This is a genomic window from Streptomyces sp. NBC_00539 (genome assembly GCF_036346105.1).
In the GTDB taxonomy this organism is placed as follows: Bacteria; Actinomycetota; Actinomycetes; order Streptomycetales; family Streptomycetaceae; genus Streptomyces.
On sequence record NZ_CP107811.1, the window covers coordinates 5,403,803 to 5,417,168 of the forward strand.

Annotated in this window: 9 protein-coding genes; 7 read left to right on the forward strand and 2 right to left on the reverse strand. The window is 71.2% G+C overall.

What is annotated here, in order from left to right; genetic code table 11:
- Window positions 1-6: 6 nt before the first annotated feature.
- Window positions 7-1,635: a flavin monoamine oxidase family protein gene (locus OG861_RS24255; protein ID WP_330261860.1), complete on the forward strand. Its 1,629-nt coding sequence runs from the start codon at window positions 7-9 to the stop codon at window positions 1,633-1,635.
- Between the two features lie 3 nt (window positions 1,636-1,638).
- Here OG861_RS24255 and OG861_RS24260 read toward each other — a convergent pair whose 3' ends face one another.
- Window positions 1,639-3,021 carry an FAD-binding oxidoreductase gene (locus tag OG861_RS24260; RefSeq protein WP_329194080.1) on the reverse strand — a complete coding sequence of 461 codons (1,383 nt, stop codon included), beginning with the start codon at window positions 3,019-3,021 and terminating at the stop codon, window positions 1,639-1,641.
- Between the two features lie 91 nt (window positions 3,022-3,112).
- On the reverse strand, window positions 3,113-4,918 hold the full coding sequence (locus OG861_RS24265) for a glycoside hydrolase family 15 protein (protein WP_329194079.1): 1,806 nt from the start codon (window positions 4,916-4,918) through the stop codon (window positions 3,113-3,115).
- A 473-nt stretch (window positions 4,919-5,391) separates the two neighbouring features.
- Here OG861_RS24265 and OG861_RS24270 point away from each other — a divergent pair, with 473 nt between their 5' ends.
- From OG861_RS24270 to OG861_RS24295, 6 genes are all read left to right on the forward strand, one after another.
- On the forward strand, window positions 5,392-7,053 hold the full coding sequence (locus OG861_RS24270) for a CTP synthase (RefSeq protein ID WP_329194077.1): 1,662 nt from the start codon (window positions 5,392-5,394) through the stop codon (window positions 7,051-7,053).
- Between the two features lie 78 nt (window positions 7,054-7,131).
- Window positions 7,132-7,803 carry an NUDIX hydrolase gene (locus OG861_RS24275; RefSeq protein WP_329194075.1) on the forward strand — a complete coding sequence of 224 codons (672 nt, stop codon included), beginning with the start codon at window positions 7,132-7,134 and terminating at the stop codon, window positions 7,801-7,803.
- Between the two features lie 150 nt (window positions 7,804-7,953).
- Window positions 7,954-9,918, forward strand: coding sequence for an AAA family ATPase (locus OG861_RS24280; RefSeq protein ID WP_329194074.1), 1,965 nt, complete (start codon window positions 7,954-7,956; stop codon window positions 9,916-9,918).
- Between the two features lie 152 nt (window positions 9,919-10,070).
- A complete protein-coding gene (ald, locus tag OG861_RS24285) occupies window positions 10,071-11,186 on the forward strand; it encodes an alanine dehydrogenase (protein WP_329194073.1) in 1,116 nt (371 codons plus the stop codon).
- Window positions 11,187-11,512: 326 nt separating this feature from the next.
- Window positions 11,513-12,673 (forward strand): ParA family protein, encoded by a 1,161-nt coding sequence (locus OG861_RS24290; protein WP_443056468.1) that lies wholly within the window; start codon window positions 11,513-11,515, stop codon window positions 12,671-12,673.
- Window positions 12,658-13,122: a hypothetical protein gene (locus OG861_RS24295; protein WP_329194071.1), complete on the forward strand. Its 465-nt coding sequence runs from the start codon at window positions 12,658-12,660 to the stop codon at window positions 13,120-13,122. Before OG861_RS24290 ends, OG861_RS24295 begins: the two co-directional genes overlap by 16 nt.
- Window positions 13,123-13,366: the final 244 nt, after the last annotated feature.

A 13,366-nucleotide genomic window follows, 5' to 3' on the forward strand; every position in this document is an offset into this window, starting at 1 on the left:
CCCGCCATGGCACGTACGCCCCAGATGCACGCGCTCCGCCGGCTCGCCGCCGAACACGCCGCGGCCCGCCGCCTCGGCCTGCCCGTCGACGAGGTCCGCGGCCTCGGCCGCCGCGAACTGCTCGGCCGCGCCGCCGCCCTCGGTCTCGGGACCGTCCTCGCCTCCTCCGCCGGCGCCTCCGCCGCCGAGTCCGCCCCCGCCCCCAAGCCGCCCGTCGCACCCGCCCGCGTCGCCGTCGTCGGAGCCGGGATATCGGGACTGACCGCCGCGCTCACCCTCAAGGACGCGGGCGTCGGCTGCACGCTCTACGAAGCCAACCCCAGCCGGGTCGGCGGCCGCATGTACAGCCAGCGCACGCACTGGGCGTACGGCCAGACCTCCGAGATCGGCGGCGAACTGATCGACACCAGCCACAAGAAGATCCTGGAGCTGTGCCGGCGCTTCAACCTCCCCGTCGAGGACTTCCTGGGCGGCGGACCGAACGGTGCCGAGGAAGTCCTCTGGTTCAACGGCGCCTACTACCCCCGCAGCCAGGCGGACGAGGACTTCAAGGCCGTCTACCAGGCGCTGCACCGCGATCTCCAGGACGCCGGCGAGGTCTCCTGGAACTCCACCACCCCCGCCGGCACCGCCCTCGACGAGATGACCCTGTACGAGTGGATCGAGACCCGCGTCCCCGGCGGCCACGGCTCGCGGCTCGGCAGCTTCATCGACGTCGCCTACAACGTCGAGTACGGGGCCGACACCGACCGGCAGTCCGCCCTCGCCCTGGTCCTGCTGATGGGCTACCAACCCAACCCCGGCAACTTCAACGTCTGGGGCCTGTCCAACGAGCGCTACCACGTCGTCGGCGGCAACGACCGGCTCCCCAACGCCATCGCCCAGGCCCTCCCGGCCGGTTCGCTGGTGATGGGCCGCGAGCTGACCGCCGTGCGCGTCTCCGCCGACGGCACCCAGACCCTGGCCTTCAACGACTCGGGATCGGTGCGCACCGTCGTCGCCGACCACACCGTCCTGTGCCTGCCCCTGCCGATCCTCCAGCGGATCGACCTGTCGGGGGCCGGCTTCGACCCGCTGATGAAGAACCTGCTGCGCGACGCCCGCATGGGCTACTGCACCAAGCTCAACATGCAGTTCACCTCCCGGCCCTGGCGCGGCACCGGCCCCTGGCCGGGCGTCTCGGCCGGCGACTGCTTCACCGACTCGCCGGTCCAGCAGGTCTGGGACACCACCAAGGTCCAGCCGGGCACGGGCGGCATCCTGCTCCAGTACGGCGGCGGCAGCCTCGCCGGGGCGCTCACCCCCGGCTCGCCCTTCGCCACCGAGACCGACCCCTACGTGGGCGACCTCGCGCGCCGGGTCCTCACGGGCGTCGACGCCTTCTTCCCCGGCACCAAGGCCGCGTGGAACGGGCGGGCCCAGCTTTCGGCCTGGCACAAGAACCCGTACTCGCTGGGCGCGTACTCGTACTGGCCCACCGGCTACCTGCACCGGTACGCCAAGTACGAGGGCACCGCCCAGGGCCGGATCCACATCGGCGGCGAGCACTGCAGCTACGACTTCCAGGGGTTCATGGAAGGCGGCGCCACCGAGGGCGAGCGGGCGGCGCGGGAGGTGATCGCCGCCCTGACGTGACCCTCACAGCGGCTTGACGTTGTGGTTGAAGCGGAACACGTTGTCCGGGTCGTACCGGCGCTTGACCGTGCCCAGCCGCGCCAGGTTCTCGGCGCCGAGCCCCGCGGCCACCCGCTCGGCCCCCTCGTCGCCGGTGAAGTTCAGGTACACCGCGCCGGTGCTCCACGGCCGGGCGTCGGCGCGGACGTCCTTGACCCACTGCCGGCACCGCTCGTCGTCCGCCGGGTCCTCCCAGATGCCGAAGGGGTGCACCACCCAGGGCGCGTCGCGGTACGGCACCGGCCACTGCCGGGGACCGGCCGCGATCGCGCCGCCCTGGGGCATGACCAGGTGCTGGGTGCCCGTGGGTACCGGCATGGCCTCGCCCCGGGCGCAGAAGAGGTCCACGAACTCGTCCGGCAGCCCGGTCAGGTACTCGGCGGACCAGTAGTTCCGCATGTCGGGAGGGTCGTCGAGCATGCATTGGAGATCGGCGTAGGGGATGCCCGTCACCATCTCCACCTCGTGGGGGATCGCCAGGAGCGGCCCCGCGAGCTTGCGGACCTCGTCCTCGGGACCGGCGTAGGTCACCAGCGCGCCCGCCATCAGCTTCCCCACCAGGTGGGGCGGGACGAACTCCTCGGGCGGCCCGGTCAGGTAGAGCGAGGCGCCGCTCACCTCGGGCGGTCCGGCTTCCACGACCTCCCGGAACGCACGGATCACGTCGGGTCCGTGCTCGGGGAGGTAGAGCAGGAACGCGATGGACATGGCCGGCAGGTCGTGCAGGCGCAGGGTCAGCGAGGTGGCCACGCCGAAGTTGCCGCCGCCGCCGTGCAGGGCCCAGAACAGTTCCGGGTTCTCGTCGGCGGTGGCCTCCACCACGCTGCCGTCCGCGGTGACCAGTTCCGCGCCCAGCAGGTTGTCCACGGCCAGCCCGAACTTGCGGTCCAGCCAGCCGGTTCCGCCGCCGAGGACGAAGCCGCCCACACCCGTCGTGGAGGCCCGGCCGCCGGTGGTCGCCAAACCGTACGGCTGGCAGGCACGGTCCAGGTGGCTCATCGTGGCCCCGCCCTCGACCCGGACGGCCTTCGCCGCCGGATGGACGGTCACCTCGTGCATCCGGCGCAGGTCGATGACCAAGCCGCCGTCGTTGACGGACATCCCGGCGACGCTGTGGCCGCCGCCGCGCACCGCGACGTGCAGGTCCAGGTCCCGCGCGAAACGCACGGCGGTGACGACGTCGGAGACGCTCTCGCACCGGGCGATGACGGCCGGCCTGCGGTCGATCATCGCGTTGAAGACGGTGCGGGCCCCGTCGTAACCCGGGTCACCGGGTGCGAAGACCTCACCGGCCAGGTCCTCACGGAGCGCGGCGAGTGCGTCGGCCGCCTTGGAGAAGGGTGCCATGACCCACCCCTCCTTCCCTGGAGGGCGAAGAACCCCTCCAGCGTAGGCGGGGGCCACCTTCCCGGCGCGGCGGAGCGCGCCGGGAGCGGCGTCAGCCTCCGTAGGCCCCACTGGCCGTCAGCCGCAGCGCGGTGTCGATCAGCGGGACGTGGCTGAACGCCTGGGGGAAGTTGCCCACCTGCCGCTGGAGCTTGGGGTCCCACTCCTCGGCGAGCAGTCCCAGGTCGTTGCGCAGCGACAGCAGCTTCTCGAAGAGCCGGCGGGCCTCGTCGACGCGGCCGATCATCGCGAGGTCGTCGGCCATCCAGAACGAGCAGGCCAAGAAGGCCCCCTCGTCGCCCTCCAGGCCGTCGACACCGGCCTCCTCACCTGCCGTCGGGTAGCGCAGGATGAAGCCGTCGGGGGTGGACAGTTCGCGCTGGATCGCCTCGATGGTGCCGATGACCCGCTTGTCGTCCGGCGGCAGGAACCCCATCTGCGGGATCAGCAGCAGGGAGGCGTCCAGTTCCCTGGATCCGTAGGACTGGGTGAAGGTGTTGCGCTCCTTGTCGTAGCCCTTTTCGCAGACGTCGGCGTGGATCTCGTCGCGCAGCTCGCGCCAGCGCTCCAGCGGGCCGTCCACGTCCCCGCTCTCGATCAGCTTGACCGTGCGGTCCACCGCGACCCAGGCCATCACCTTCGAGTGCACGAAGTGGCGGCGCGGCCCGCGCACCTCCCAGATGCCCTCGTCGGGCTCGTTCCAGTGCGTCTCGAGGTAGCGGATCAGCTTGAGCTGGAGCACCGACGCGTAGTCGTTGCGGGCCAGGCCCGTCATGTGACCCAGGTGCAGGGCCTCGGTGACCTCGCCGTACACGTCGAGCTGGAGCTGGTGGGCGGCGCCGTTGCCGACGCGGACCGGGCGGGAGTTCTCGTAGCCCGGCAGCCAGTCCAGCTCGGTCTCGCCCAGCTCCCGTTCGCCCGCGATCCCGTACATGATCTGGAGGTTCTCCGGGTCGCCGGCGACCGCCCGCAGCAGCCAGTCCCGCCAGGCCGAGGCCTCGTCGCGGTAGCCGGTGCGCAGCAGCGACGACAGGGTGATCGCCGCGTCACGCAGCCAGGTGTAGCGGTAGTCCCAGTTCCGTACGCCGCCGATCTCCTCCGGCAGGGAGGTGGTCGGCGCGGCGACGATCCCGCCCGTGGGGCCGTACGTCAGCGCCTTGAGGGTGATCAGGGAGCGGACCACCGCCTCCCGGTAGGGGCCGTGGTACGTGCAGTGCTCGACCCAGTCCCGCCAGAAGTCGGTGGTGGCCTCCAGGGCCGCCTCGGCGTCCGGGTTGTCCGGGGCGCCCTTGTGGGAGGGCTGCCAGCTGATGGCGAAGGTCACGCGGTCGCCGGGCCCGACGGTGAAGTCGGAGTACGTCGTCAGGTCCTTGCCGTAGGTCTGCGCGTCGGTGTCCAGCCAGACCGAGTCCGGACCGGCGACGGCCACGGTGCGCCCGTCCACCTTGTGGACCCAGGGCACGATCCGCCCGTAGGAGAAGCGCATCCGCAGCGCGGAGCGCATGGGGACACGGCCGCTGACCCCCTCGACGATGCGGATCAGCTGCGGGGCGTGGTCCTCACGGGGAGGCATGAAGTCGATGACGCGCACGGTCCCCCGCGGCGTGTCCCACTCCGATTCCAGCACGAGCGAGTCACCGCGATAGCGCCGGCGGTCGGCCCGGGGGGCCGGGGTGCCGGACGGGACCGCGGGTGCCACCCGCCAGAACCCGTGTTCCTCGGTGCCGAGAATGCTCGCGAAGACAGCATGGGAGTCGAAGCGTGGAAGGCATGCCCAGTCCACGGCTCCGTCCCGGCAGACCAAAGCCGCGGTCTGCATGTCGCCGATCAGTGCGTAATCCTCGATGCGCCCGGACACGTTGCATCTCCAGTCGAACAGCCACGTCCGCCCCTGAGGGCGCTTGCAATGCGCGGATGCGCGGTCTCTTGTGTGTAGGGATCCCCGCGTCGAGCCTAGATTGCCGGACGTGGCGTGGTTACACCGTAGGCCGGGCTGCTCGGCGCGGTTGTGCAGCGATATTCGAGCAGGATATGACGGCACACTAGTGATCCCCTTAAGCCCCGGGACAATGTGACTCGTCCGAACGGGTGACCAGGACGGATACCCCGCGCGGACGGGCCCCAACCCGGTCCCGCGAGGTTCGGGGGAGCGTGGCCGGAGGCGGACGGGTCCGGGCGCTGATAGGCTGGTACCCCGTGGACCGGTGGTCTGCCTGTGCGAATCAGGAGCCCCGAAACCGCAGCTTCGGCGCCCCCAGAGACCCTTCCGGATCTCCGCGGAAGGGCGTCGGACGCACCTCACCTCGCGACCACGGGAGCCCCCTCTTGGCGATGCCGGCACGAAATTCGTCATCCTCGACGACCAAGCACATCTTCGTCACCGGGGGTGTCGCTTCGTCCCTCGGCAAGGGCCTGACGGCCTCCAGCCTGGGTGCGCTGCTCAAGGCGCGCGGTCTGCGGGTCACGATGCAGAAGCTCGACCCGTACCTGAACGTCGACCCGGGCACGATGAACCCCTTCCAGCACGGCGAGGTGTTCGTCACCAACGACGGCGCCGAGACCGACCTGGACATCGGTCACTACGAGCGTTTCCTCGACGTCGACCTCGACGGCTCGGCCAACGTCACCACCGGCCAGGTCTACTCGCAGGTCATCGCCAAGGAGCGGCGCGGCGAGTACCTCGGTGACACCGTGCAGGTCATCCCGCACATCACCAACGAGATCAAGCACCGCATCCGGCGGATGGCGACCGACGACGTCGACGTCGTCATCACCGAGGTCGGCGGCACCGTCGGCGACATCGAGTCGCTGCCGTTCCTGGAGACCGTGCGCCAGGTCCGCCACGAGGTCGGCCGCGACAACGTCTTCGTCGTGCACATCTCGCTGCTCCCCTACATCGGCCCGTCCGGTGAGCTCAAGACCAAGCCGACCCAGCACTCGGTCGCGGCGCTGCGCAACATCGGCATCCAGCCCGACGCGATCGTGCTGCGCGCCGACCGCGAGGTGCCGACCTCCATCAAGCGCAAGATCTCGCTGATGTGCGACGTCGACGAGGCCGCGGTCGTCGCCGCGATCGACGCCAAGTCGATCTACGACATCCCCAAGGTGCTGCACACCGAGGGCCTGGACGCCTACGTCGTCCGCAAGCTCGACCTGCCCTTCCGCGACGTCGACTGGACGGTGTGGGAGGACCTGCTGGACCGGGTCCACAACCCCGACCACGAGGTCAAGGTCGCGCTCGTCGGCAAGTACATCGACCTGCCCGACGCCTACCTGTCGGTGACCGAGGCGCTGCGCGCCGGCGGCTTCGCCAACAGGGCCCGGGTCCAGATCAAGTGGGTCACCTCCGACGACTGCAAGACGCCGGAGGACGCCGCCGCGCAGCTGGGCGACGTCGACGCGATCTGCGTGCCCGGCGGCTTCGGTGACCGCGGCGTCAACGGCAAGGTCGGCGCGATCACCTACGCCCGCGAGAACAAGATCCCGCTGCTGGGCCTGTGCCTGGGTCTGCAGTGCGTGGTCATCGAGGCCGCGCGCAACCTGGCGGGCATCGAGGAGGCGAACTCCACCGAGTTCGACGCCTCCACCCCGCACCCGGTCATCTCGACGATGGAGGAGCAGCTGGCCTTCGTCGAGGGCGCGGGCGACCTGGGCGGCACCATGCGCCTGGGCATGTACCCGGCGAAGCTCGCCGAGGGCTCCATCGTGCGCGAGGTCTACGGCGACCAGGCGTACGTGGACGAGCGCCACCGCCACCGCTACGAGGTGAACAACGCCTACCGCGGCGAGCTGGAGAAGAAGGCCGGCCTGGTCTTCTCGGGCACCTCCCCGGACAACAAGCTCGTCGAGTACGTCGAGTACCCGCGCGAGGTCCACCCCTACCTGGTGGCCACCCAGGCCCACCCGGAGCTCCGCTCCCGCCCGACCCGGCCGCACCCGCTCTTCGCGGGCCTGGTCAAGGCCGCCGTGGAGCGCCAGCAGTCGGCGAAGTGATCGCGTAAGCGCATAACGTAGGCAGCCGGGGCACGGATCGTGCCCCGGCTGCCTACGTTTCTCGGGAAGGTATTGGGCATGGGCAAGGACGAGGCCACCGACATCGCCACCGACATCGCCGCAGACATCGCGGACACCCCGGAGACCTGGGAGGTCGTCGCCTCCCGCACCCCGTTCCAGGGCGCGAAGACGGCGGTCCGCTCGGAGCAGGTACGGATGCCCGACCGGGCCGTGGTGCGCCGCGACTACCAGGTGCACCCCGGTTCCGTGTGCGTGCTCGCGCTCGACGGGGAACAGCGCGTCCTGGTCATCAACCAGTACCGGCACCCCGTGCGGCACAAGCTGTGGGAACTGCCCGCCGGCCTGCTGGACGTGCCCGGGGAGAACCCGCTGCACGCCGCGCAGCGGGAGCTGTACGAGGAGGCGCACGTCGAGGCCCGCGACTGGCGGGTGCTGGCCGACTTCTTCTCCACCCCCGGCGGCTCGGACGAAGCGGTCCGGATCTTCCTCGCGCGGGACCTCGCACCCGCGCCGGGGGAGCGCTTCGCGGTGTCCGAGGAGGAGGCCGACATGCTGCTGGCCCGGGTCCCGCTCCAGGAGCTGGTGCGCGGCGTACTCGCGGGTGAACTCGGCAACCCCGGCCTGGTGACCGGGGTCCTCGCACTGTCCGCGGCGCTCGCCCGCGAAGGCGGCGTGGACTGCCTGCGCCCGGCCCTCGCTCCCTGGCCGGCCCGCCCGTTCGAGGCGTAGCAGCCGCAGGAAGCGGCTGTGGGGCCGGATGGGCTGCTGATGTGACGATCGGCTGATCCGATCGGGCGACGCACCAGCCGCGCTCCACATGGACCGTCGCTCTGCGTGAACTACGCTCGGCAACCCTAAGGCAGGGAGAGGAGCGGATCCGTGACGGATTTCGTCGGGCGGCGGCGTGAGCTCAAGGAGCTGCGCGAGGACATCGCGCGGACCGGACTCGACACCCTCTCGGGCCGCAAGGCCAAGGCCCCCCGCGCGCGGGTGCTCCTCATCGCCGGACGTCCGGGATCGGGACGCACGGCGCTGGCCGAGGAACTCGTACGGGAAGTCCGCGAGGACTACCCCGACGCGCTTCTCCGCGTACGGCTCACCCACCCCGGCGGAGGGACAGTCGCCACCGAGCGGGCGGTGCGGACCCTGCTGGAGGGGCTGGGGCGGCCCACCCCTCCCGGCGCCGGCGAGGACGACCTCAGTTCGGCCCTGCGCGCCGCCCTCAAGGGCAAGCGCGCCGTCCTGCTCGTGGACGACGCCGCCGATCCGCACCAGGTCGACGCGCTGCTGCCCGACACCCCCGAATGCCTGGTCGTCGTCACCGCCGAGGGACCCCTCACCGGGATTCCGGATGTGCGTCCCTGCACCCTCGGCGGGCTCGACACCCCCTCGGCGGTCAAGATGCTCGCCGGGGGCATCCGGGACACCCGGATCACGGTCGACCCGCTCGCCGCCGAAGCCCTCGCGCAGGAGTGCGGGGGGCAGCCCGCCGCGCTCTGCCTGGCCGGAGGCTGGCTCGCCGCCCACCCCCAGGCTTCCGTCGCCGACCTGGCCAAGCAGCTCCACGACATGCCGCCCGGCACCGACGGACCGCTCGGGCGCGCCTTCCGGCTCGTCTACGAGTCCCTGCCGCAGCCCGCCCAGCGCACCCTGCGGCTGCTTCCGCTCGCGCCCGCCGGGATCGTCGACTCGCACACCGCGTCCGCCCTCGCCGGCTGCTCCGTCGCCGCCGCCCAGTCCGTCCTGGAGGACTTCGCCGGGCTCGGCCTCGTACGGCACGCGCAGGACGGGCTGTTCCTGTTGCCCGGCTGCCTCGCGCCACTGCTGCGGGCGCTGCTGGAGACCAAGGAACGGCCGGCCGAGGTGCAGCTGGCCCGGGCCCGGATGCTGGAGCGGACCGTACGGCTGCTGGGCTCCTGCCGCGCCATGGCCGCGGACGACGAGGAACACGTGCGGGAGCGGCTGGACGGGCTGCCGCGGGCGCTGCGCTTCCCCGACCGGCGCGCGGCGGCCACCTGGCTCGACACCCGGCTGCCCGCCCTGACCGCCTCGGCCTCCCTCGCGGTGGCGGACGGCGAGCTGGACACCCTCGCCCGCCGCCTGGTCGCCGCCCTCGTACGGGCCCTGGCCGAGCACCGCGGTACCAGCGCCGCCGCGCCCGAGCTGTACGGGCTGCACCGCCTGGTCCTCGACGTCGCCGAGCGCCGCGGCCTGCACCGGGAGCGGGCCGCGGCGCTGCTGAACCTGGCCGACCTGGACGCCGAGACGGGCCGTACGCACGAGGCACTGGAGCGCTACCGGGCCGCGCTGGACGCCGGAAAGGCGGCGAACGACCCGTACGCGACGGGCCGCGCGATGGAATCCGTAGGCGGTGCGTACCAGGAGCTGGCCGACTGGCACCGGGCCTGCGACTGGTTCGGCCGGGCCCTGTCCCAGGCACTCGCCCGGGGGGAGCGCGCGGACGAGGCGCGGCTGTACGGACGGCTGGGCAACGTGCACACGTACGCGGGCCGGTACGGGGACGCGCTGCGCAGCTGGCGCGCGGCCGCCGCGGGGTACCGGAAGCTGGCCGATGTCCCGGGTCAGGCAAAGGCGTTGAGCGAGATGGCGCGCATTCAGGAGTACGCCGGCAGGCCCGCGGAATCCCTGCACACCTGCCGCCAGGCCGTCGAGCTCGCGCGCAGGGCCGGGGACCTGCGACTTCAAGCCGCCCTCCAGGTGCGGCTGGCCGACACGCTCGACAGGCTGGGCGACCCGGCGGCGGCCCGACTGCACAGGTCGGCGGCCGACAGATTGCTGGGAGACGACCCCGCAGCCTGCGAAATCCGCAGTGATTCCGACTGAGATTATTTGTTTGCAAGGCTAGACAGCGCCTCATCCTTCATTAGACTGGCTTCACCACGTCATCTCGTGGTGCATCCCGTTGCGCGTTCTTGTGGGCGGGTATGTATGGAAGTGCCCCGTAATATCCCCTGAGCCAAGGACCGTGATCGACGATGAAGGTCGGCATCCCCCGCGAGGTCAAGAACAACGAGTTCCGGGTCGCCATCACGCCCGCCGGCGTGCATGAGCTGGTCCGTAACGGCCACCAGGTCTTCATCGAGCAGAACGCCGGTGTCGGCTCCTCGATCACGGACGCCGAGTACGTCGCCGCGGGCGGCGAGATCCTCGGTACGGCCGACGAGGTCTGGCAGACCGCCGACCTGCTGCTGAAGGTCAAGGAGCCGATCGCGGAGGAGTACCACCGTCTCCGCAAGGACCAGACCCTCTTCACCTACCTGCACCTGGCGGCCTCCCGCGAGTGCACGGACGCCCTGCTGGAGTCCGGCACCACCGCCATCGCGTACGAGACGGTCGAGCTCGCGGGCCGCGCGCTCCCGTTGCTCGCCCCGATGTCCGAGGTCGCGGGCCGTCTGGCCCCGCAGGTCGGCGCCTACCACCTGATGCGCTCGGCCGGCGGCCGCGGCGTGCTCCCCGGCGGCGTCCCCGGTACCCACGCCGGCGAGTGCGTGGTCATCGGCGGCGGCGTGTCCGGCTGGAACGCCGCGCAGATCGCCATCGGCATGGGCTTCCACGTGACCCTGCTCGACAAGGACATCAACAAGCTCCGCGAGGCCGACAAGGTCTTCGGCACGAAGATCAAGACGATCGTCTCCAACGCCTTCGAGCTGGAGAAGGCCGTCATCGAGGCCGACCTGGTCATCGGCGCGGTCCTCATCCCGGGTGCGAAGGCCCCCAAGCTGGTCACCAACGAGCTCGTCGCGAAGATGAAGCCCGGAAGTGTCCTTGTCGACATTGCGATCGACCAGGGCGGCTGCTTCGAGGACTCCCGTCCGACCACCCACGCCGAGCCGACCTTCCAGGTCCACAACTCGGTCTTCTACTGCGTCGCCAACATGCCGGGCGCCGTGCCGAACACCTCCACCTACGCCCTCACGAACGCGACCCTGCCGTACATCGTGCAGCTCGCGAACCTCGGCTGGGCCGAGGCGCTGCGCCGTGACCCGGCGCTCGCGCTGGGCCTCAACACCCATGACGGCAAGGTCGTTTACGGTCCGGTCGCCGAGGCCCACGGCCTCGAGGTCCTGCCGCTGAACACGCTGCTCGGCTGACCCGTCAACGACTGACGTCAATCTCACGTCTCCGGCCGGACCTTGCCCGCAAGGTCCGGCCGGACGTGTTTGCGCGGTGCGCCGGGAGCCCGCTCAACTCGCCTCGAACGTAACCCTTTAACCCTTTCGCACACCCGCGAAACTTCGTAGTGACAGCTCGTACGCCCTTGACAGAGTGGTGTTCGCTTGCCGACACAACGCGGCGGGTCCGGTGGATTGTGTTGCCGCTGAGTGGTGACACGCCATAGAGTCGCCAACCGTCGGCATGGTGCCACGCTGACCTATCGATAAGTGTCCTGGTCACGTCCGAGGAGGTAAGACGACTTGTGAATGAGTCGACATTTGCTCCTGGGGGTGGTCGAGCAGGAACGCCAGAGCGGGGCCGAGGTCCCGCCGGGGCCGAGGCTGTCGGCTCCGTCGCAGTCCGCACCTTCGCAAACCACCAGCACATGACGACGCCCCGAAAGAGCATGGACGGCCTAGACGTGAACTCCAGGGCCGGCGACCCGAGCGGCGAACAGCCCGTGGGATTCGCCGACTACGACCAGGTGCCCGAAGGGCACTTCTACGACCCCGACGCGGAGTACGAGCCCGACCCCGAGTACGCGGCCACTCTCGCCCCCGACGCTGCCCGGCAGCGCCGCGAGCGGATCGGCCCGACCGGACGGCCGCTGCCGTACTTCCCGATCCCGGGCCCGCTGACCGACCACGGTCCCGCGACGATCATCGCGATGTGCAACCAGAAGGGCGGCGTCGGCAAGACCACGTCGACCATCAACCTGGGCGCCGCGCTCGCCGAGTACGGGCGGCGCGTGCTGCTCGTGGACTTCGACCCGCAGGGCGCGCTGTCCGTGGGCCTCGGCGTCAACCCGATGGAACTCGACCTGACGGTCTACAACCTGCTCATGGAGCGGGGCATGTCGGCCGACGAGGTGCTGCTCAAGACGGCCGTCCCCAACATGGACCTGCTGCCGAGCAACATCGACCTGTCCGCCGCCGAAGTGCAGTTGGTCAGCGAGGTCGCGCGCGAGTCCACGCTCCAGCGGGCGCTCAAGCCGCTGATGCAGGACTACGACTACATCGTGATCGACTGTCAGCCCTCGCTCGGCCTGCTGACGGTGAACGCCCTGACGGCGGCTCACAAGGTCATCGTCCCGCTGGAGTGCGAGTTCTTCGCGCTGCGCGGGGTGGCGCTGCTGACCGAGACGATCGAGAAGGTGCAGGAGCGGCTCAACCCGGAGCTGGAGCTCGACGGCATCCTCGCGACGATGTACGACTCCCGTACCGTGCACAGCCGTGAGGTGCTGGCGCGCGTCGTCGAGGCGTTCGACGACCACGTGTACCACACGGTCATCGGCCGTACGGTGCGCTTCCCGGAGACCACGGTCGCCGGTGAGCCGATCACCACGTACGCCTCCAACTCCGTCGGCGCCGCCGCCTACCGCCAGTTGGCCAGGGAGGTGCTCGCCCGGTGTCCCGCCGAGTGAGTCTGCCCGGAGCCGACGAACTGTTCCGTACGACCGGGGGGATGGCGCTGCAGTCGTCCTCGCCGAGGCGGGGCGCGGAGGAGCCGCCTCCCGGCTCGGCTCCGGCCGTGCCCTCCTCCTCGCAGGAGCCCGCGGTGGGCGCGCAGCGGCGGCCGCAGGAAGGTTCTGCCTCCGCCGCCGGGGCGTCCTCGCCCCGGTCCGGCAAGGGGCAGGGCCGGGGCGCGAACCGGCGCCCCAGCGGGCGTGAGCGGCACGACGAGAAGATCACGGTCTACGTCTCCGCGGAGGAGCTCATGGACCTGGAGCACGCGCGGCTGGTGCTGCGCGGGGAGCACGGCCTGGCGGTCGACCGCGGCCGCATCGTCCGCGAGGCGGTGGCGGTGGTCCTGGCCGACCTGGAATCTCGCGGCGACGCCAGCATCCTGGTCCGCCGCCTCCGCGGTCGCTGACCCCGCGGGCCCTCGTACGGGGCCCCTTCCGTGCAGGCCCTTCCGCGCAGGCGCTTCCCGCGGACCCGGCCCCCGAGGGGCGCTCGGCGCGAGCCGCTCCGCGGCGCCGGCCCGGGCGGGCCCTTCCCCGACTCGGCCGGAACAGGGTTTCGCGGCCCGCCGCGCCGTCGGCCCCGCCCACCGCACCCCACCCCTCTCCGGCCCGCCCTGCCCTGCTGCGACACGCACCGTGCCCTCGGTGGCG

Excerpts from the sequence above, each read along its gene's own strand:
- OG861_RS24270 (WP_329194077.1), top strand. The coding sequence starts at position 5,392 with ATGCCGGCACGAAATTCGTCATCCTCGACGACCAAGCACATCTTCGTC.
- ald (WP_329194073.1), top strand. The coding sequence starts at position 10,071 with ATGAAGGTCGGCATCCCCCGCGAGGTCAAGAACAACGAGTTCCGGGTC.
- OG861_RS24255 (WP_330261860.1), top strand. The coding sequence starts at position 7 with ATGGCACGTACGCCCCAGATGCACGCGCTCCGCCGGCTCGCCGCCGAA.
- OG861_RS24260 (WP_329194080.1), bottom strand. The coding sequence starts at position 3,021 with ATGGCACCCTTCTCCAAGGCGGCCGACGCACTCGCCGCGCTCCGTGAG.
- OG861_RS24275 (WP_329194075.1), top strand. The coding sequence starts at position 7,132 with ATGGGCAAGGACGAGGCCACCGACATCGCCACCGACATCGCCGCAGAC.